Origin of the sequence: Corynebacterium sp. HMSC05D03 (assembly GCF_001807205.1) — a bacterium.
Classification (GTDB): Bacteria; Actinomycetota; Actinomycetes; order Mycobacteriales; family Mycobacteriaceae; genus Corynebacterium; species Corynebacterium aurimucosum.
Map to the genome: position 1 here is coordinate 40,052 of NZ_KV788180.1, position 20,543 is coordinate 60,594.

Sequence of the window (20,543 nt, forward strand, 5' to 3'; positions counted from 1 at the left end):
CAAAAGGCTACCAGCGCGCGGTCAGGGTGCCGATGCTGGCCAAGGCCACCATGCTTGCCGACGCCGTCCGCAACACCTCCGGCCCCAACTTGATCGCCGTCGCACCGGCCTCTTGCAAGCGAGCTAGTTCCTCCGCGCCGATACCGCCCTCCGGCCCCACCAGCAGGTAGATGGTTCCGGTGGAGTCGAGGTCCTCCAGATCCTTGAGCCGCGCTTGAGCTTCCTCGTGGAGGACCAAGGCGCGGGTGCCGGACATCTCCTGGCACAGCTGGCGGGTAGTAAGCGGGCCGCGCACCGCGGGTACGCGCACTCGGCGCGATTGCTTCGCCGCCGCCACGGCTGCAGATTCCCACTTCGCTAGCGCCTTCGGGGCCTTCTTGGCATCCCATTTGGACACGCAGCGATCCGCCTGCCAGGCGATGATCTCATCCGCCCCGGCCTGGGTAGCCAGGTCGACGGCGAGTTCGGCGCGCTCAGACTTGGGGATAGCCTGGACCACGACCACCCTCGGGGAGGGTTCGGGGAGGATCGCGAGGTCGTCGACAAGCGCGACCAGCGTGTCCTTGCCCTGCGTATCAGTGATGGTGGCGGTGGCGCGACGCCCGGACCCATCGATCAGGACCAGGTGCTCCCCTGGGCCCATGCGCTTGACGGTGACCGCGTGGCGGCCCTCCGCACCATCGAGGCCCACCGGCTGGCTGACCTTCGCGAGGGAAAGATCCGGGTGGAGGAAGACGGGTAAAGACATTAGCGGCGGAACTTATCGCGGAAGCGGCTAAAAAGGGATTCACCCTGGCCGTCCCCGGCATGGTGGACCTCGGTGCCGCCGTGGCCGGCGGCGCGGACCTTCTCCAGTGCCTCGCGGGTCTTCTTATCCAGGTCAGTCGGGACGACAACATCCACGTGGGCGTGCAGGTTGCCAAAGCCGTCGGTGCGCAGGCGCGGCATGCCCTTGCCCTGGAGGGTGATGGACTCGCCCGGCTGGGTGCCCGGCGCGATATCGATCGTGAGCTCCTCGCCGTCGAGTTGCTCGACGCTGCACGAAGCACCCAGCGCGGCATCCACCATGGGCACGCGCACGGTCAGGTGCAGGTCGTCGGCGTTGCGCTCGAAAACCGGGTGAGGTTCGGTGTGTACCTCAACGTAGAGGTCGCCAGCGGGCCCGCCGCCGTGGCCGACCTCGCCTTGGGAAGCCATGCGGATGCGCATGCCATCACCAATGCCGGCGGGGATGTTCACGGTAATATCGCGGCGCTTGCGCACGCGGCCATCGCCGCCACAGTGGCCACACGGATCGGTGACCACTTCGCCGAAGCCATAGCACTTCGGGCAATCGCGGGTGGTCATCATGTTGCCCAGCATGCTGCGCTGGACCTCCTGAACCTGGCCCATGCCGCCGCAGTGATCACAGGTCACCGGCTTGGACTTGGATTCAGAACCGGAGCCCTCACAGCGGTCACAGACCACAGCAGTATCGACCTTGACCTGCTGCTTAACGCCGCTATAGGCCTCCTCGAGAGTAATGGTGGTGCGCAGGAGCGCATCATCGCCCGGCTGCACGCGGGAACGCGGGCCGCGGGAGGCCGCTCCCCCACCGAAGAACTCGGCGAAGATATCCCCGAGGCCGCCGCCACCGAAACCACCAAAGCCGCCACCCTGGGCCGCGCGCTCCTCCATGGGGTCACCACCCATGTCCACAACCCGGCGCTTCTGCGGATCCAGCAGAACCTCCTGTGCAAGGGAAGCCTCGCGGAACTTCTCCGCGGCCTCCTCATCGCCCGGGTTCACGTCCGGGTGGTACTTGCGCGCCAGCTTGCGGTAGGCCTTCTTAATCTCGGCGTCGGACGCCGACTTTTCTACACCAAGAATGCCGTAGTAGTCACGAGCCACGTACTGTCATCCTTCTATTTCTCGTTGATACTAAATCTAATCCGACGGGCCAGCTTACTCGCCCGCCAGAATTTCACTCACATAGCGTGCAACGGCAGAGACCTTGGAGATTGTTCCCGAGTAATCCATATACGTCGGCCCCCCCACACCGAGCCCGCCGAGTGCAGCTGCCTCCGAGCCGGTGCCGAAACCATAGCGCGTAGCTACGACAGAGGTTTGGCGCAGCTCATCGGCTTCGTTTTCCTCGCCAATGGAGACTGAAACATTGCCCAGGTCCGGCACGCGGGCCAGCAATTTCAGCACCACGACCTGCTCTTCAAGAGCCTCGATGATAGAGGGCAAACCCTCGGTCAGGGCCACGCGGGTGAGGTTGGAGGTGCCCGCCATGATCAGGCGATCGGAGGGCTGCTCCACGAGGGTCTCAATCAGCGTCGTCGCCGCCTTGAGGAGGTGGGGGCGGATATCGGCCGGGGAGTCGTCGACAAGCGCGGCCAGCTCCACCGAGGCTTCCGTGAGCGTTTTTCCCTCCAGGGCGGTGTTGAGGATATCGCGCAGGCGGTGGGTCTGCTCGGGGTCGATGACATCATCGAGCTCCACATTGCGCTGATCGACGCGCCCATTATCCGTAATCAACACCAAGAGCAGACGCACCGGTGAGAGTGCCACGACCTCGCAGTGCTTCACGCGGGAGACCTTGAGGTTAGGCATCTGTACGACGGCCGCTTGCTTAGTTACCTGGGCCAACAGCTGGACAGAGCGGCGCAGCACGTCTTCCAAATCCACGCCGCCCTCGAGGAAGGTGAGCATGGCGCGGCGCTCGGCCTTGGAAAGCGGCTTGACATCGTGCAGCGTGTCGACGAACTGGCGGTAGCCCTTCTGCGTGGGCACGCGCCCAGAGCTGGCGTGCTCTTGGGCGATGAGGCCTTCGGCTTCGAGCACGGCCATGTCATTGCGAATCGTCGCCGAGGACACGCCCAGCTGGTAGCGCTCGAGCAGGGCCTTGGAGCCGACGGGCGATTGCGAAGCGATGTAATCCGCGACGATGGCGCGCAGGACCTCTTGGCGGCGGGCATCGGTGGAGCTAGACATGTCTTTAAGGCTATCCGTTCTGGCGGGCAAGTGTGGAAGCTGGTGCCAATCTGCCTCGGTGCGCTGGTAGCCCGCCACCACTTCCCGCAGGTTCCAAAGTGCGTTCTTAGAAGCGTCCATCATGCGCTTCCAGGTGGCTCGAAAACTGATGGTCCCTTTAGTCTGGTCTCTTTTGAGGACAAAGAGACCATCTGCGGGCCCATTTCCTGCGATAGATGGTCCCTTTTCGCCGTAAACGGACCAAATTAACGGGACCAAACTAAAAGGACCACTTAAAAGACTAACCGTATCGAAAGCGACTAACAGGTTTCTCGACGTGGAGAGAGAAACTAACACCGACTAACACCGCTATCAAACTTCCCGACGACAGGAGCAAAACTAACAAATTCCCAGCGGGGCTAACTTTAAGTCACTATGTCTCCTCGGTATCGAAAGGCCAAGGCCTAGCCGCCTTTGCGCAGCTTCACGGTTGCATCACACAGCTGGTTCTACTCAGATGGTTCAGGTCATACGGTTTACTTGCCCCCAAACGAACCTTCTAGCAGCCTAAGGAAGGTTTGTTTGCCCCCAAACAAACCTTATGACTGGAGCCTTTCCACTGGAACCATGTGTGGAAGGCTGAGGACAGGCCACGAGCAGGGTACGGCCGCTAATGAGCCAGCTGATGCAGACTCGGAGGCCGGCCCGCAGGCGGGGCAAGCCCCTAGCGGGCGGGGTCTTCGGCGACCAGGAGGTCGGTGATGATGCCATCCGCGAGCAGGCGGCCTGCCTTGGTCACGCGAAGGCGGTCACCGGCGCGCTCGAGCAGGCCGCGCTCGATGAACCGCGCGGCCACGGGCTCCGCCGCCGGCGCGAGCCAGGACGCAGGAATGCCCTCGCGCAGGCGCAGTCCCAGCATGATGCGCTCGGTATGACGGTCAGCCTCCGTGAGCTGCTCGCGCTCCTTGATGGGCAACTCGCCCTCGCCTACCGCCTTGATGTAGGTCCGCGGGTTCTTCACGTTACAGAAGCGCTCGTTGCCTAAGTGCGAATGCGCGCCCGGGCCCGCACCCCACCAGTTGCCGTCCACCCAGTAAATGCGGTTGTGCTGGCACTCCCCGCCCGGCTTGGCCCAGTTGGATACCTCATACCACTCAAAACCTTCGGCCTCGAGCGTGGAGGAGATCATCTCATAGCGCCGGGCCAGCACGTCCTCATCCGGTGCGGGCAGGAGGCCCTTGGACACCTTGCGGGCCATACGCGTGCCATCCTCCACGATGAGCGAATACGCACTTATGTGGTCCACCCCGGTCTCCAGGGCGCGCTCCAAGGTCAGGGCAACGTCGGCATCTTCTTCAGTCGGCGTGCCATAAATCATGTCCAGATTGACGTGCTCAAAGCCCGCAGCGATGGCTTCGCGCGCGGCATCGAAGGCGCGGCCCGGCGTGTGGGCTCGCTCCAACACGGCGAGCACCCCCGGCGAGGCGGATTGCATGCCCAGGGAGAGGCGGGTGAAGCCGGCGTCGAGAAGCCCGGCGAAGTACTCCGGCGAAGTGGATTCCGGGTTGGATTCCGTGGTGACCTCCGCGCCCGGGGCGAGGCCAAAGGTATCGCGGACCTTCGACAAGACACGGCCCAGACCCTCAGCACCCAGCAGGCTCGGCGTGCCGCCACCGATAAAAACGGTCTCGGCTTCGCAGCCCACCTGCGCCGCCGCCATCTCTAGTTCTTTCTCCAAAGCACTTAGATAATCGCTGGTCAGATCCCCTCCCAGCTCGCCGGGGGTGTAGGTGTTGAAGTCACAGTAGCCGCAGCGGGAGGCACAGAAGGGGACGTGAATATAGAGACCAAAGGGATCCATGGGGAACAAAGTATCCGACAGCGCCGTTAAAGCGGTAGTCTATAGTGCAGATTTGCCACCCCGATTAATGAAGAAAGGCCTCTTTTAAGTGGAACCTCCGAGTCGATGTCCCCGCCGCCTACGTAAGGCGGTGGGGTAAGCCGTGTTATCTGCCATCCTGATGATTATGGCGGGTTTCGCCGTCATCGCTCTCATTATCGTGGCCAACGCCTACTTCGTGGCGCAGGAATTCGCCTTCATGTCGGTGGACCGCACGCAGCTGCGCCAGCGCGCCGCGACGGGGGATAAGTCCGCGGAGCGCGCCTTAAAGATCACCCAAAAGACTTCCTTCATGCTCTCCGGCGCGCAGCTGGGTATCACGATTACGGGCCTGCTCATTGGTTATGTGGCAGAGCCCCTCGTGGGCCAAGGCCTGGGCCAGCTGCTCGGCGGCGTGGGCGTGTCCACGGGTGTGTCTGTCGCCATCGGCACGGTGACCGCGCTGGCGGTGTCGACGGTTCTCACGATGCTCTTCGCCGAGCTCTTCCCGAAGAACTACACCATCGCCGCACCCATGAAGTCAGCGCTGTGGTTGTCCGCATCCACGATGTGGTACCTCAAGATCTTCGGCTGGCTCGTCCACTTCTTCGAGTATTCCTCCAATGCCCTTCTCAAGGTCTTCGGTATCGAGCCGGTGGAGGATGTCGATTCATCTGCCACGACCGATGACCTGGAGTCCATCGTGGATGCCTCCCACGAGGCCGGCGACTTGGATGAGGACACCTACCTGGTCCTCGACCGTCTCCTCGACTTCCCCGAGCACGACGTGGAACACGCCATGATTCCGCGCTCGCGCGTGGATGTCATCGAGCCGGAGACCACCATTGGTGAGGTGCGCGAGATGATGTCGGAGAACCACACCCGCTACCCCATCATCGACGATGAGCACAATCCCATCGGCGTGGTGCACCTCTACGACGTGCTGGGCAGTCAGCTGCCCCTGGCCACCCCGGCCCGGGAAATCATGAAGGAACCCGTGGTGGTGCCGGAGCTCATGCCGCTTCCCGACGTCGTCACGGAGCTTCGTGACGCCGACGAGAAACTCGCCTGCGTCATCGACGAATACGGCGGCTTCGTCGGGATCGTGACCATGGAGGACTTGGCCGAGGAAATCCTCGGCGATGTCACCGACGAGCACGACCTCGAAGAGACCGAGGAAATCACCGAGCAGGACGAGACGCACTGGATCGTCGACGGTGACACCCCCATCGACGAGGTCGAGCGCGCCATTGGCCACGACCTGCCGGAGGGCGATTTCGAAACCGTCGCCGGTCTGCTCATCGCGCATTCCGGCACGTTGCCGGACGAGGGTGAAAAGCTCTCCATCGAGCTCGAGGCCGAACCGGAAGATTGGGTCGATGGTGACGAAGCCCCCATCCGCACGCTCAACGTGCGCGTCGAGGAAATCGACCGCCACGTGCCCTCCGTCCTGGCACTCGAGCTGGTAGAGGAATTCCCGGAAGGAGAGGATGACTAATGACTGATACCTGGTGGTTTAACCTCCTTATCACTATTCTCATCATCGCTGCTTCCGCGTTCTTCGTGGTCATCGAGTTTTCCCTCATGGGTGCGCGCCGCAACCGCTTGGAGGAGACTGCGGAATCCTCGGCGGCTTCGCGTGCGGGCCTACGCTCGCTGAATGAGCTGACCGTCATGCTGGCCGGCGCCCAGCTGGGCATTACCGCCGCGACCTTCGTCCTCGGTGCGGTGACCAAACCTTGGGTCCATCACCTGCTGATGACCCCACTGGAGGCCCTTGGCCTGCCGCTGGGCGTTGCTGACGTCATCTCCTTCCTGCTGGCCCTTTTCGTGGTGACCTTCCTGCACCTGGTCATTGGTGAGATGGCGCCGAAGTCCTGGGCCATTGCCCACCCGGAGACCGCCCTTCAGCTCATCGCGGTGCCTGCCCGCGGCTTCATTTGGCTCTTCCGTCCGCTGCTGCTCTGGATCAACAAGATGGCCAACAAGCTGGTGACGATGACCGGCGAGGAACCTGTCGACCGCGCTGGTGCGGCTGGCTATGACGCGGAGACCCTTCGCCACTTGGTCGAGCACTCGCGCCTGACGGGCACGCTTGACGACGACTCCGCCAACCAGATCACCGGCGTCATCGAACTGGAAGCCGCCACTGCGGCCCAGTTGGCCCGCGAGCACGGCTCGGAAATCCTGCCGCTATCCTCCGATGCCACCGTTGCCGAGCTCCATGACCTCGTGGTGCGCAAGTCCATCATGCGCGTGCTGGTCTACCCGCGTACTTCGCGCATCCCGCGCATCGTCCACGTGCGCGATACCTTGCTCGCGGACCCGGAAACCCCGGTGCTGGATTTCTCCCGCCCAGCACTGGCGGTGGGCTCCTCCTCCACCGTGCAGAAGACTCTGGACCAGATGCGCGCCCGCAACGAGCAGCTCGTCATGGTGGGCAAACCCACCAAAGACAAGACCGTGTGGATCCTCACCTGGGATGACATCATGGGCCAGCTGTGGCCGCAGATTACGGAGCAGCTGGACCAGGCCGCGCCGGCCACCAAGAACCCAGGGGCTTAGCGCGTACGCGCTAAGCCCCTGGCACACGAAGCTAGACGGTGGCACGCAAAGTTATTCGTGCCACACTAGCAGCGAAGAGCGCCGCCGAGAGAGGGAATCTCGGCGGCGCTCTTCTTAGGTAATCCTTGTGTGTTGGCAACAAGGAAGTCTGTGATGCGGCGACTATGCGGTCGTGGCGGCCTTCTTCTGGCGCTTGGCGCGCACACGGGCGACGACGGCGTCAATACGCGCGCGCTCCTCCAAGAAAGGCGGCGGGTTATGCCCGCGCATGGTGCGCACATAAGCGGGGTGCGCCTCCACGACAGTGTGACGCCAAGCCTGCACGGCGATGAGTGAAGATTCACCCGCGCGCTTGTACAGGTTCGGCAGGGAGACAACATCGAGGTTGCGAGCCACCGCGTCGGTTTGCGCCAGCACGTACTCGACCAACTCGCGCAGGTAGGCGGCCACCGCGGCGGTGCGGCCACGCAGGGTTTCCGCCAGCTCCGAGACCACAACGGGCGGGCCGGAGATGGGCAAGCCCTCAGCCAACGCGCGGGCGGTAAGCTGCTTCGGCTCCTCCACATCATTGTCACCGGAGGAGGCAGCGGAGATGGTGCCGGACTTCAGGCCGGAGACCAGCGCGTGGCGCAAGCCGATGAGCTCGCCGACACAACGCCCAGAATCCACGCGGGCGTCTTCGACGATATCCCCCAGCTCGGCCAGACAGTCGAGGGCGAGTTCATCGTCCCAGTCCTCAATGGCCTCGATGAGGTGCTCGATGTAGTCAACGACTTCATCGCCGATGTTATAGATTTCTTGGGTCAGCTCACGGTGGCGCAGCTCGGCTGCGATCTTGTGCATAGGCTGCCCTTTCCGTGAGAACCTCTAGTTGAGGTTTAGAGTTTTTCTGACCCCGCTGACTCTATTAGAGATCCACCCATTCGGCTGCGCGACACTCCGAAGGAATTCACAGACTCCATCCAGCCTTATTTCTTGCCGGCGTAGAGGCGCTCAATATCCGCTGCGTAGCGCTGCGCCACGACATAGCGCTTGACCTTCATCGTGGGGGTGAGCTCGTTACTTTCCTCGGTGAGGTCCTGGTCGAGGATGACGAACTTCTTAATACCCTCCGCGTGGGAAACGGTGGCGTTGACCTGGTTAATGGCGTCCTGAATATCCGCGCGCAGTGCTGGATCGGCAGCAACCTCACGCATACCCTTGGCCGCGGAGATGTTGTGATCAGCCTTCCAGCGCTTGAGCGCATCCTCATCCAGGGTGAGCAACACGCCGACGAACGGCTTGCCGTCACCGACCACCATGGCTTGGGAAATCAGCGGGTGGGAGCGCAGGATATCTTCCATCGGGCCAGGAGAGACGTTCTTGCCGCCAGCGGTGACGATGAGATCCTTCTTGCGGCCAGTGATGACGAGCTTGCCATCCTCATCAATCTCACCCAGGTCGCCGGTGTTGTACCAACCGTCCTGCAGGGCGTTCTCGGTGGCTTCCTCGTTCTGCCAGTAGCCCTTAAAGACGATATCGCCCTTGATCATGATCTCGCCGTCGTCGTTAATGCGCATCGTCGTTCCGCCCAGTGGCGGACCAACGGTACCGATGGATTGATCGACAAAGTCGACGGCGGCGGCCGCGGCGGTCTCCGTCAAGCCATAGCCCTCATAGATGGTCACGCCGATGCCGCGGTACCAGTGCAGCAAATCCTGCGAGATGGCCGAACCACCGGAGATACAGTACTTGACTTCGCCGCCCATGGCCTGCCTAATAGCGGAGTAGACCAGCTTGTCAAAAGCCTTGTGCTTGGCCTTAAGGACACGGTTAGGCCCCTCCGGAGTATCCAGCGCCTTCGAGTACTCGATAGCGACCTTCTCCGCGCGATCGAAAATGGCGCCCTTGACTGCAGAAGAACCGTGAGCCTTGGCGGAAGCGCCGTTGCGTACCTTCTCAAAGACGCGCGGCACGCCCAGGATCAGGTTCGGGCGGGAGCGCGCGAATTCGATGGTGATGGTGCTGAAGTCGGACCAGTGGTTCTGGGAGGCACCGCCGATGGTGACCGCCAGCGACACCGCGCGGCTAAAGACGTGTGCCAAGGGCAGGAAGGTCAGAACGTGGGAACCCGGCACGGCGATGGCGCCAATGGGGTTGGTCAGCAGGCCGCGGGCCTCCGCGAGCCAGTTGCGGTGGGTCAGCATGCAGCCCTTGGGGCGCCCGGTAGTGCCGGAGGTGTAGACCAACGAGGCGACGTCATCGGTGCCCGTGGCCTCGATGCGCTGGTCGACGGTATCGTCACTGACATCGCGGCCCTCAAACTTCAGAGTATCGATGGCGGAAGAGTTGATCTCTAGGATGCGGCGCAGCTGGGAAGGAGAGCCGTGCAACTGTGGGGTGCCATCCTCTTGCAGCTTCAGGTGCTTGACCAGCTCGGAGTGCTCGCGGGTTTCCGTGATGGCGAGGATGGCACCGGAATCCTCGATAATCCACTGGACTTGGGACATCGACGAAGAGGGGTACACCGGAACGGAGATAGCACCGGCCGCCCAGATGGCGTAGTCCAGCAGGGACCACTCATAGCGGGTGGTAGAGATAAGGGCTACGCGGTCGCCCTGCTCCACGCCGAAAGCAATGAGCCCCTTGGCCACCGCGTAGACCTCTTCCACGAACTCTTTGGCGGTCACGTTGACCCACTCATAGTTCGCAGGGCGGGTAAACAGCACGCCATGTGGGCGGGCGTGCGCCGTAGCCATCATCGCGGTAAGGCAGGTTTCGCCGTCCTTGATCTCGAACTCCGCCTTCGTATGCGCTTCATTCAAAGTCACAGTTGTGTCCTTTCCCACAAAAATTAAATTCCAGCCCACTCTACCAACCGGATTTCTCCCGCGCGCAGCAAGGGCGTGGCACAATTGGGGGACGTGACTACCCGTGATCTGCTTCAAGAACTTGCCCAACGCCACGGCGTGGCCTGCGAGTACACCGCCCAGAACGGACAGCCCGTGTACGTCAGCGAGGAGACAATTACCTATACGCTGCGCGCACTCGGCGTCTCTATCTCCGACCGTCCGGACGATGAAGAGCTAACCCAGGCCTTGTTCGAGGACTACCTCGAACGCGCCTCCCGCCCGCTGCCGCCCTGCGTGGTGGCCCGCGAAGGCGCCGAAAAGTCCTTTGCCGTCCACGTCCACGACGGCGACCCCGTCACCGTGACCATCGAGCTGGAGAACGGCGAGACTCGGCCGACCTACCAGGATCCGAACGACGCCCCGGCTGCCGACGTCGCCGGAACCATGTGGGGCGAAGCCAGTTTCCACGTCCCCGGGGACCTGCCCTTAGGTTTCCACAAGCTGCGCTTGTCCTCGCCCGGCATCGGCGAGCACGAGTGCCCGCTCATCGTGGTGCCCAAGCACCTCAGCACTGCGGATCGCTACCTTGACCGCCCCGCGGCGGGCGCGATGGCGCAGCTGTATTCGGTGCGCTCCGAGAAGTCCTGGGGCATGGGTGACTTCGGTGACCTCGCCGAATTGGCGGAGACCTTGGCACCGGATTATGACTTCCTCCTTATTAACCCGCTGCACGCGGGCGAGCCGATTCCGCCAGTGGAGGATTCGCCCTACCTGCCCACCACCCGGCGCTTCATCAACCCGATCTATATTCGCATCGAAGATGTCCCAGAGCTGAAGCTGCTCAGCCCAGAACTTCAGGATGATGTGGCCGAGCTCGCCGCCGAGTTCCGCGAACGCAACCGGTCTGCCGAAGAGATCGACCGTGATTCCATCTTCGAAGCCAAGCTGCAGGTCCTGCAGGAGCTCTTCAGCAAGGGGATGACCCCGGAGCGCCGCACCGCTTTTAGTGAGTACCAGCGCCGCGAGGGCCGCGGCCTGCGCAACTTCGCGCTGTGGTGTGCAGAGACTGAGCTTTCGCGCCACAGTGGACGCCGCCACGCGCTGAGCCTCGACGTCAACGACTTAGCCGAGTTCTACTCGTGGCTGCAATTCCTCTGCGATGAGCAGCTGGATGCCGCCCAGCGCCGCGCGCTCGAGGCCGGCATGAGCATCGGCCTCATCACCGATATGGCCGTAGGTATCCACCCCGCTGGTGCCGATGCCGTGAATCTGGCGGAATACCTCGCCCCGCAATGCTCGGTGGGCGCCCCGCCGGATGACTATAACCAGCAGGGCCAGGACTGGTCCCAGCCACCGTGGCACCCGGTCCGCCTGGCGGAAGCCGGCTACGAGCCATGGCGTGATTTGCTGCGCACAATGCTGGGCAATGCTGGTGGCCTGCGCGTCGACCACGTGCTGGGCCTGTTCCGCCTGTATTGGATCCCGCGCCAGTCCACCCCGCTCAACGGTACCTACGTGACCTATGACTGGGAGGCCATGCTCGGCATCCTCGCACTCGAGGCTGAGCGCGCCGGTGCGGTCCTCGTGGGCGAGGACCTGGGCACCCTGGAACCGTGGGTCCAAAACGCCTTGCGCGATATGGGCGTGCTGGGCACCACGATCATCTGGTTTGAGCACGCCAACGAAGGCCCTACCCCACGCCCGCAGGATCAGTACCGCCACATGGCGATGTCCTCGGTGGGCACGCACGATCTGCCACCAACGCTCGCCTTCCTGCGCGGCGACCACATCGAGCTGCGTGCCCGCCTGGGCCTGCTCACCCGCCCCGTGGCGGAAGAAGTAGCCGAGGACCGCGCCTGGCAAGAAAAGGTCAAGGATAATCTGCAGGCCTACGGCATGTTGGAGAACCGCGAGAGCGAAGAGGACGTGCTCGTCGCCCTGCATCGTTATGTTGCGGGAACTCCCTCGGCGCTGACGGTCACCAACGTGGTGGACATGGTCGGTGACGTGCGCGCACAGAACCAGCCGGGCACGACGAAAGATCAGTACCCGAACTGGTGCATCCCGCTGTGCAACACCGCCGGCGAGCCAGTCCTCCTGGAGGATCTACCGAAGCAGGAGCTCTACCAGCGCCTCGCCCAGGCTGCCAAAAGACCAGGGACCGAACGCTAAAGCGTCGTCCCGTTAAAGGACGACACCGACGATGGCCACCACAACGATGAGCGTGATCATCAACCAGAGGGTCACGCTCACTCGGGATTTGGGTAGTGCGCGCTTGCGGTGAGAAGGCTGTGAGCGCTCGGGGTCCCACAGGCCTTCGCGGTGATCATCGGGAGTCATGGTCATTTATCCTAGTCCGCCCCTCCACGAGTGTGTACACGCGGTCGATGGCCCACATCAACCCCCACCCCATCACGGTTGCGGCCGGCACTGCGGTGACGGCAAGCACCGCCATTTGCGCCCACACTGGCGCCTGCACGAGCCATTCCATGCCCTCAGGGTAGCCTGTTCACCATGAGCAGTGCACCTTTCGACGTCACCTGCCCCGCGGGCACCATCACCGGCTACCTCGATGAGGACGTGGCCCACTTTCACTCCATCGAGTACTCCCATATCCCGGGGGATTTCGAGAACCCCGAACCTGCCCCACCCCGTGACCAGGATGCACGCACCCCGCACCCGGAGAAGGTCGCGCTCACCATCACCGCCCCCGCACCCGGCAGCCGCACCACGTCACTGGCGCCCACGTTGGTCTATATCCACGGCGGCCGCTACGAGCACGGCTCCCACGAGGATCCCCGGGCAGCGGGCACGCCCACCGCACAGGCAGGCATCGTCCACGTTCAGCTGGGCTACCGCGTGGGCCTGCCGGGGCTTGCCCGTTTCCGTGATGATGAGCCCGACCGCTACCGCGCCATCGAGGACCTGCAGCTGGGCTTGGAATGGATCCAGCGCAATATCGAGGCCTTCGGCGGGGATCCCACCAACGTCACCATCTTGGGCCAGTCCGCCGGCGCCAACGCCGTGCTGTGGCTGTGTCGGCGGGACCACTACCGCGGGGCCTTTCGCCGAGCACTAGCGCTCTCCCCGGGCTTCCCGAGGGAGACCTTCGAGGAGCGCAGTGCCACCCTGCGTCAGGTGATGAAGAAGCCCATCACGCGTTCCTCGCTTGCGGCGATGAGCCAAGAGGAGCTTGCCGCCGGCTACGCCAAGTTCCGCAAGAAGTACAGCCTCGATATGGCGCTGGGCCCCACGCCCCTGGAGTGTGGGCAGCTTGCCGACGTCCCCCTCATCCTCGGCAGTACCCGCGACGAGTTCTACAACATCCCGGCCACACGGAAGATTGACCGCTCCCCGTTCCGCGGCCTCATCCTGCGCTATGCGGCGCCGCGCTTTGGCTTTCCCCGCAATGGTTTCCAACCCTGGTATCAGGTGGTGCAGCACATGGACAAGGAGCGCCCAATGGGCCGGATGGTGGGTGATGCCATCATCCGCCGCTGGGCTGCAGAGGTAGCGGAGAAGGCACCGGGTAAGACCTGGATGGTGGAGTTCATCCGTTCCTCGAGCCCGGCCCTGCACTGCGAGGAGCTGCGCCCGCTCTTCGGAGAAACACCGCTCGCGCAGTGGTTGCGCGATTTCATCCGCACCGGCGAGCCCGGCTTCGAGGCCTACCGCCCCGAGCACGCTATCTGGGAATACAACTTAGACAACGACGAGCATCGGGTGGCCTACGCCAGCTTGGATTATATTTCGGCGGCCTTCGCCCAGGATGGCAGTCTGCTCTGATCCGGGGGGCGTTAAGCCAAAAGGGCCGCGCGCAGCGGTTCGTGGGTCAGCTCCTCCACCATCCACGGGCTAAAGGCGAAAGGCGTGGCGTCGACGGCGGCGAGCACGTCGCGCACTGGCGCCCACGCGAAGGAATCGACTTCGTCGGGGTTGGGCGCCGGATCATCTTCAGTTTCGAAGAGATAGACCGGGCAGATTTCATTCTCCACCACGCCGGAAGAATCCACGGCGCGGTAGGCAAAGTCCGGCAGCACCAAGCGCGGCGTGCCGCTTAGCCCAAGCTCGAAGCGGCCGCGACGGACGACGGCGTCGGCAGTCTCCTCATCCGGCCCCGGGTGTCCGCAGAAGGAATTGGTCCAAACCCCCGGCCAGGTCAGCTTGGACAGTGCGCGGCGGGTCAGCAGCAGTTGGCCGTCGCGCACAACCCATGCGGAGAAGGCGAAATGCAGCGGGGTATCCGCAGTGTGTACGGCGGCCTTGTCGGCTACGCCTGCGGGTTTGCCCTCCGGCGAGGCTAGAACGACGAGTTCCGTCATAGATTGAGATCTCCTACATAGCGCACGTTCCCAATGCTAAAGCGCGCATTCCAGAGGTTGCCTGGGGCAACGTTATAGACATATTGAAGGTTGGTGGACGCACCGGCGCCCAGCGGGTGATCCAGGCCCGGCGCGGCCACGTCTGGGTGGACAGCGGGGTCAATATCAATCGAATCCACGGTGGCCCAGCCGCCGTTGCCGTCGGCACGCTCGAGGGTGGGCTCCGGGAGGGCGTCGACAGGCATCGGCACCTCGTTGAGGTTGTGAATCTTCACCGTCAGCACCGTTCCGCCACCGCCGGAGTACAGGCCCTGCAGCTCAAATTCCACGTTGAGGCCCTCGTCCTTAACGGGGGCTGCCAAGTTGGAGGTGACTTCGTGAGCGTCCACGTCCTTGGCCTCAAAGGTCGGCGGCTCCGAACTGGAGACCACGATGTTGTCCTGCGGGCCCACGTCCGGCGGCTGGAGGATGCTGCAGCCTGAGAGAGCAGCCAGGCACAGCGGGGCACACGCTAGGGGGAGGTACTTCTTCACCGCGGATCCTTTTCCATCACGACTTCGGTTTCTCCCCTACCTTAGTCGACGGGTTGGATATTCCTATTAAGGGCGTAACATCGGCCGGCGATGAACTCTATTCTCCGTATCGTCCGCAGCGCCTCGGCCCTGTGGCCGTTCTATCTCGGCGTCTTAATCACCGCGTCAGTCACCGCGATTCTGTCGCTGCTGACTCCCTTCATCCTCCGCGAGGCCACCGATACGGTCGTCGCAGGCGGCCCGCTGCGCACGATCCTGTGGTGGGTCGTGGCACTCTTTGTGGCGGACGCGCTGGGCAACGTGGTGAAGAATATCGGCGGCTATATCGGCGATGTCATGGTCGCGCGCCTGCGCCAGATTCTTTCGACGCGCTACTTTGCCAAGCTGCTCTCCGTACCACAGGGCTATTACGACAACCAGGTCACCGGCACCATCATTGCGCGCTTGGACCGCTCGATTGCGAATACCACGCAATTCCTGCAGTCCTTCTCCAATAACTTCTTCGTCATGCTCATCCAGGCCGCGGCGGTGCTAGTCATCACCGCGGTGTACTACTGGCCGCTGGCCATCCTGCTGGCTGCGCTCTTCCCCATCTATATGTGGCTCACCGCGCTGACCTCGGAGCGCTGGCAAAAGTTTGAGGCCATTAAGAACGAGAACATCGACGTGGCCAATGGGCGCTTCGCGGAGGTCATCGGACAGGTGAAGGTAACCAAGTCCTTTGTCGCCGAGGCCCGTGAGCTGGCTTCCTTCGGTTCGCATTACCGCACGGTGGTGGATACCACGAAGCCGCAGTCGCGCTGGTGGCATTCCATGGACACCGCGCGCGGCGCGGCCATGGCGCTGATCTTCTTGGGCATCTATGGCCTAATCTTCTGGCGCACCTTGGAGGGCCACTTCTCCATCGGTGACATGGTCATGCTCCTGCAGCTGGTGAACATGGCCAAGCAGCCGGTGTTCATGATGAGCTGGATCGTGGATGTTAGCCAGCGCGCCATCGCCGGCTCCAAGGACTACTTCAAGGTCATGGAGGAAATCCCAGAGCCCACCGTCAACCCGCAGCTGGTCGCCGCCGCTGAAACCTCCGACGTGCCGGAGCTCGACCTCACCCCGGCTAAACCGCTGCACCCCACCGAAGGCCCGGTCTTTGCCTTTGAGGACGTGTCTTTCTCCTATGAATCGGATAAGCCGGTCGTCGCCGACATCACCTTCGCCGCCCAGGAGGGCCACAAGGTAGCGCTCGTCGGCGAGTCCGGCGGGGGCAAGTCCACCCTGGTCAACCTGCTATTGGGCCTTTACCAGCCCACGGAGGGCAAGCTAACGGTGCTGGGCCACGACGCCGCAGAGCTCACCGCGGAGCGCCTGCGCGCCTCGGTCGGCGTGGTCTTCCAGGAGTCCTACCTCTTCTCCGGCACCATCAAGGAAAATATCGCCTATGGCAAGCCGGGGGCGACGATGGAGGAGATCGTGGACGTCGCCAAGCGCGCCAATGCACACGACTTCATCGAAGAATTCCCCGATGGCTACGACACCGTCATCGGCGAGCGCGGCCTCAAGCTCTCCGGCGGGCAGAAGCAGCGCGTGGCCGTGGCGCGCGCCATGCTGAAGGACGCCCCCATCCTCGTGCTCGACGAGGCCACTTCAGCGCTGGACACCAAGGCGGAGCGTGCCGTGCAGGCCGGTCTGGACGAGCTCATGAAGAACCGCACCACGCTCATCATCGCGCACCGCCTGTCCACCATCGCGGACGTGGACACCATCATCACCCTTGACCGCGGCCGTATCTCCGAAATCGGTTCCCCGGCGGAGTTGGCGCAGTCCGGTGGTATCTACGCCGAACTGCTGCGCCTGACCCAATCTGCCTCCGCCGCCGACCGCCAGCGTCTGAAAAAATACGGATTCGTCCAAAGCACCGACGAGTAGGGTGGGGCGCATGCATTTCCCTAGCCTGAAAGAACTCACTGCCCGCGGCACCCGCAAGTGGACCGTCTTTGATGAGGACATTATTCCGCTGTGGATCGCTGAATCAGACTTCCTCACCGCGCCGGCGGTGAAGGAGGCCATCCAGGAGGCGGTCGACGCCGAGTCCTTCGGCTATACCCCAGCTCCGAAGGCCTCTGAGCTCAACGCAGCGCTGGCGGATTTCTATGAATCGCGCTATGGCTGGCGCCCGGAGCACGTCTTCTGGATCGGGGATGTCGTACGCGGCCTGCTGCTCGGCGTGCAGTACTTCACCGAGGGCGCCGTTGCCGTACCGGTCCCCTCTTACCCGCCGCTGCTGGAGCTGCCGGAGACCGCCGGGCGCGAGAAGATTGAGACCTCGCTGGAGCTCGACGATATCGAGCGCGCCTTTAAGGCCGGCGCCGGCTCCATCCTGCTCTCCCACCCCTATAACCCGCTGGGCATCGTCTTTGATGAGGACTGGCTGCGAGGCCTCGTCGAGCTGGCAGATAAGTACGATGCCCGCATCCTCTCCGATGAGATCCACGCCCCGCTGGTCTACGAAGGCCGCCACATCCCGCTGGGCGCTTTGTCCGACCGCGTTATCACCGTCACCGCCACGTCCAAGGCGTGGAATACCGCGGGTCTCAAGTGCGCGCAGGTGATCTTCTCCAACAGCGCCGACGTGGAGCGCTGGAACTCGCTGACCGGCGTGGCCAAGGACGGCACTGGCACGCTGGGCGTTCTGGCTGCGGAGGCCGCCTACCGCGATGGCGGGGAGTTCCTCGACGAGGAAATCGAGTACCTGAAGAAGACCCGCGATTGGCTGGTGGAGGAGTTACCCAAGCGCGTTCCGGGCCTGAAGACTTCCCACCCGCAGGCCACCTACCTGCTGTGGTTGGACTTTAGCGAGACCGCCATTGGGGATAACCCGAAGCCTGCGGCCTGGGTGCGCGAGCACGCCAAGGTAGCCCTCAATGAGGGTGTCACCTTCGGCACGGGCGGTGAGCATCATGCCCGTCTTAATTTTGCAACCTCCCGTGAGCTGCTCGAAGAGGCACTCGACCGGCTGGAGAAAGCATTTAGCTAAAATTTACATCTCATGTCATGGGCATTATCCTTAGAAAAATGTCCATTAATGACGTTCAGGCCCCCGCCCAGTCCGCTTCGAAGACGAGCTCCCCCATCGGCATCGTCATCGTTGCCTCCCTCATGCTCTTCTCCATGTTCTTCGGAGCGGGCAACCTCATCTTCCCGCCGGAGGTCGGTGTCTCCTCCGGCACCAACTTCTGGCCGGCCACCATGGGCTTCCTCGCCGCTGGCGTAGCCCTGCCGGTCTTGGCGGTGATCGCGGTGGCCATTTCCGGCCAGTCCGTGCGGGATATCGGAAACCACGGCGGCAAGATCTTCGGAGTGGCCTTCTCCGTCATCGCCTACCTGGCCATCGGCGCGTTTTACGCCCTGCCGCGTACCGGCGCGGTATCCATGGAAACCGCGATTACCCCGCTGCTCGGCTGGGAGGGAACTTTTGCCAACGGCGCCTTCAACGTCGTCTTCTTCCTCATCGCTTTAGCCCTGGCCTGGCGCCCCAACAACATCATTGACACCTTGGGCAAGTTCCTCACCCCGGCGCTGGTCATCCTGCTCGCCGCCCTCATTACGTTGGCCACACTGGCCAACCCCCGCGTTCCCGGCACCCCGACTGAGGAGTACGCCTCCGCGCCCTTCGTCACAGGCCTCTTCGAGGGCTACAACACCATGGATGCCATCGCGGGCCTGGCATTCTCCATCGTCATCGTGACTTCGCTGCGCTCCAAAGGTTTCTCTACTGACCGTGCGCTGCTGCGCGGAACCATCACTTCCGCCGTCATCGCCGGCGCGCTGCTTGCCGCTATCTACCTGGGCCTGGCGTGGATCGGCCAAACCATGCCGAATGGTTCCTCCTATGATTCCGGCGCCGCCTTGCTTGCCGACGCCTCCAATCTCACCATGGGCAACGTCGGCCAGGCCGTCTTCTCCGCCATCGTCATCCTGGCATGCATGACCACCGCCGTGGGCCTGATTTCCGCCACCTCGGAGTTCTTCGCCCTGCTCGTGCCGAAGACCACCTACCACTTCTGGGCTTGCCTATTTACCGCGCTGTCCATCGCCTTCGCCTTCCAGGGCCTGGATACGGTGCTCGCCATCGCGGTCCCCTTCATCGTGTTCTTGTACCCGCCGGCTATCTCCCTGATCGCGCTGACGCTTCTGCAACCAGCAGTTAAGAAGTGGGTCACCTTCTACTGGGGCTTCCGACTGGCGCTGTGGGTTTCCGTCCTGTGGTCCGCCGCCACCTCCTTCGGCGCCCCGCTTGGCTTCTCCCCTGGCCAAGACGTTGGCCTGGGCTGGGTAGTTCCCACGCTCCTCGCATTTTCTATCGGCGTTATCATCGACGTTGTATCTACATCCTCGTCGAAGAAAAGTGAGTAGTTCATGACGCCCCGCGCCGCCCTATCCATCCTCGATTTCTGCACCATCTACCCGGGGGAATCTCCTTCCCAGTCCATGGCCAGGTCGGTCGAGCTGGCGCAACAAGCGGAGGCCTTGGGCTTTGAGCGCATGTGGTACACCGAGCACCACAACATGCCCTCTATTTCCTCCTCCGCCCCGGCGGTTCTCATCGCCCACATTGGCGCGAAGACCGAGCGCATCCGATTGGGCTCCGGCGGCATCATGCTGCCGAACCACGCGCCTTATGTCATCGCTGAACAATTCGGCACCCTCGCCGAGCTCTACCCCGGCCGCATCGACTTGGGCCTGGGCCGCGCACCCGGCACCGATATGAAGACCTTGGGCCGCGCCCTGCGCCGCGATAGAAACGCCGCCGAGCGCTTCCCCGAGGACGTCAAGGAGTTGCAGGGCTACCTTTCCGGCAAATCTCTCATCCCCGGCGTGAAGGCCATCCCCGGCCACGGCACCAACGTGCCGATCTACATCCTCGGGTCCTCGCTCTTCGGCGCCTCCCTGGCCGCCAAATATGGCCTGCCTTATGCCTTCGCCTCGCACTTCGCCCCGCAGCACTTGGAAGCCGCCACGGCCTATTACCGCGAGAATTACCAGCCTTCCGAGGCCCACCCCGAGCCCTATGCCATCGCCGGCGTCAACGTCACCGCGGGGGATGACGCCGAGGAGGAATTCGAAAAGGTCTGCTTCCGCCGCGTGAAGGCTTTCGTCAGCCGCGGCAGGCAGCTCAGCGACGACGACGTCGCCCGCATCATCGACTCCCCTCAGGGCCAGCAGATCATCAGCATGCTGCAGTACTCCGCCGTTGGAAATGTAGAGCACGTGCGCGAGTACCTCACCGACTTCCAGAAGTTGGCTCAGGCGGATGAGCTCATGATCTCCCTGCAATCCACAAGCCACAAGGCAGCGTTGGGTAATATGGCAAACCTGGCACAAGCGTGGCAGATGTAGGCGTACGCGCAGGCGCGCGTACGCACATCTTTGCCCGTCACAGCGTTGTTCTACATAGAGG

The 20,543-nt window shown here is 63.1% G+C and carries 17 protein-coding genes; 8 read left to right on the plus strand and 9 right to left on the minus strand.

All coding sequences use genetic code 11. From position 1 onward, the window contains the following. Positions 1–7: 7 nt before the first annotated feature. From HMPREF3147_RS08370 to hemW, 4 genes are all read right to left on the minus strand, one after another. Positions 8–748 carry a 16S rRNA (uracil(1498)-N(3))-methyltransferase gene (locus HMPREF3147_RS08370; RefSeq protein ID WP_070446684.1) on the minus strand — a complete coding sequence of 247 codons (741 nt, stop codon included), beginning with the start codon at positions 746–748 and terminating at the stop codon, positions 8–10. Further along, a complete protein-coding gene (dnaJ, locus tag HMPREF3147_RS08375; protein WP_070446685.1) occupies positions 748–1,890 on the minus strand; it encodes a molecular chaperone DnaJ in 1,143 nt (380 codons plus the stop codon). Before dnaJ ends, HMPREF3147_RS08370 begins: the two co-directional genes overlap by 1 nt. A gap of 54 nt (positions 1,891–1,944) precedes the next feature. After that, a complete protein-coding gene (gene hrcA, locus HMPREF3147_RS08380; RefSeq protein WP_070446714.1) occupies positions 1,945–2,979 on the minus strand; it encodes a heat-inducible transcriptional repressor HrcA in 1,035 nt (344 codons plus the stop codon). 703 nt (positions 2,980–3,682) lie between these two features. Continuing rightward, complete coding sequence (hemW, locus tag HMPREF3147_RS08385; RefSeq protein ID WP_070446686.1) at positions 3,683–4,819, minus strand: radical SAM family heme chaperone HemW; 1,137 nt, start codon at positions 4,817–4,819, stop codon at positions 3,683–3,685. A 142-nt stretch (positions 4,820–4,961) separates the two neighbouring features. On the opposite strand from hemW, the gene HMPREF3147_RS08390 reads away from it, so the two are divergent. Continuing rightward, on the plus strand, positions 4,962–6,335 hold the full coding sequence (locus HMPREF3147_RS08390) for a hemolysin family protein (RefSeq protein ID WP_070446687.1): 1,374 nt from the start codon (positions 4,962–4,964) through the stop codon (positions 6,333–6,335). Next, entirely contained in the window at positions 6,335–7,402 is a 1,068-nt protein-coding gene (locus HMPREF3147_RS08395; protein ID WP_070446688.1) for a CNNM domain-containing protein, read from the plus strand. Before HMPREF3147_RS08390 ends, HMPREF3147_RS08395 begins: the two co-directional genes overlap by 1 nt. Before the next feature lie 162 nt (positions 7,403–7,564). Here the strand turns inward: HMPREF3147_RS08395 and HMPREF3147_RS08400 are convergent, their stop codons facing one another. Both HMPREF3147_RS08400 and HMPREF3147_RS08405 read right to left on the minus strand, forming a co-directional pair. Continuing rightward, positions 7,565–8,245 carry a hypothetical protein gene (locus tag HMPREF3147_RS08400; protein ID WP_070446689.1) on the minus strand — a complete coding sequence of 227 codons (681 nt, stop codon included), beginning with the start codon at positions 8,243–8,245 and terminating at the stop codon, positions 7,565–7,567. A 125-nt stretch (positions 8,246–8,370) separates the two neighbouring features. Further along, complete coding sequence (locus tag HMPREF3147_RS08405) at positions 8,371–10,212, minus strand: AMP-dependent synthetase/ligase (RefSeq protein WP_070446690.1); 1,842 nt, start codon at positions 10,210–10,212, stop codon at positions 8,371–8,373. A gap of 93 nt (positions 10,213–10,305) precedes the next feature. Here HMPREF3147_RS08405 and malQ point away from each other — a divergent pair, with 93 nt between their 5' ends. Then, positions 10,306–12,405 (plus strand): 4-alpha-glucanotransferase, encoded by a 2,100-nt coding sequence (gene malQ, locus HMPREF3147_RS08410; RefSeq protein WP_246815752.1) that lies wholly within the window; start codon positions 10,306–10,308, stop codon positions 12,403–12,405. Positions 12,406–12,417: 12 nt separating this feature from the next. Here malQ and HMPREF3147_RS12865 read toward each other — a convergent pair whose 3' ends face one another. Continuing rightward, entirely contained in the window at positions 12,418–12,579 is a 162-nt protein-coding gene (locus HMPREF3147_RS12865; RefSeq protein ID WP_168160905.1) for a hypothetical protein, read from the minus strand. A gap of 168 nt (positions 12,580–12,747) precedes the next feature. Here HMPREF3147_RS12865 and HMPREF3147_RS08415 point away from each other — a divergent pair, with 168 nt between their 5' ends. Next, positions 12,748–14,019: a carboxylesterase family protein gene (locus HMPREF3147_RS08415; RefSeq protein WP_070446692.1), complete on the plus strand. Its 1,272-nt coding sequence runs from the start codon at positions 12,748–12,750 to the stop codon at positions 14,017–14,019. 11 nt (positions 14,020–14,030) lie between these two features. Here HMPREF3147_RS08415 and idi read toward each other — a convergent pair whose 3' ends face one another. Beyond that, positions 14,031–14,555 (minus strand): isopentenyl-diphosphate Delta-isomerase, encoded by a 525-nt coding sequence (idi, locus tag HMPREF3147_RS08420; protein WP_070446693.1) that lies wholly within the window; start codon positions 14,553–14,555, stop codon positions 14,031–14,033. Continuing rightward, positions 14,552–15,088 carry a hypothetical protein gene (locus tag HMPREF3147_RS08425; protein WP_070446694.1) on the minus strand — a complete coding sequence of 179 codons (537 nt, stop codon included), beginning with the start codon at positions 15,086–15,088 and terminating at the stop codon, positions 14,552–14,554. Before HMPREF3147_RS08425 ends, idi begins: the two co-directional genes overlap by 4 nt. A 90-nt stretch (positions 15,089–15,178) precedes the next feature. Here HMPREF3147_RS08425 and HMPREF3147_RS08430 point away from each other — a divergent pair, with 90 nt between their 5' ends. The 4 genes from HMPREF3147_RS08430 to HMPREF3147_RS08445 are packed head-to-tail and all read left to right on the plus strand — an operon-like array spanning position 15,179 to position 20,482. Then, positions 15,179–17,011 (plus strand): ABC transporter ATP-binding protein, encoded by a 1,833-nt coding sequence (locus HMPREF3147_RS08430; RefSeq protein WP_070446695.1) that lies wholly within the window; start codon positions 15,179–15,181, stop codon positions 17,009–17,011. A 10-nt stretch (positions 17,012–17,021) separates the two neighbouring features. Next, positions 17,022–18,119 (plus strand): MalY/PatB family protein, encoded by a 1,098-nt coding sequence (locus HMPREF3147_RS08435; RefSeq protein ID WP_070446696.1) that lies wholly within the window; start codon positions 17,022–17,024, stop codon positions 18,117–18,119. 38 nt (positions 18,120–18,157) lie between these two features. After that, positions 18,158–19,498: a branched-chain amino acid transport system II carrier protein gene (gene brnQ, locus HMPREF3147_RS08440; RefSeq protein ID WP_070446697.1), complete on the plus strand. Its 1,341-nt coding sequence runs from the start codon at positions 18,158–18,160 to the stop codon at positions 19,496–19,498. 3 nt (positions 19,499–19,501) lie between these two features. Continuing rightward, positions 19,502–20,482 carry an LLM class flavin-dependent oxidoreductase gene (locus HMPREF3147_RS08445; protein ID WP_070446698.1) on the plus strand — a complete coding sequence of 327 codons (981 nt, stop codon included), beginning with the start codon at positions 19,502–19,504 and terminating at the stop codon, positions 20,480–20,482. The last annotated feature ends 61 nt before the right edge of the window (positions 20,483–20,543 follow it).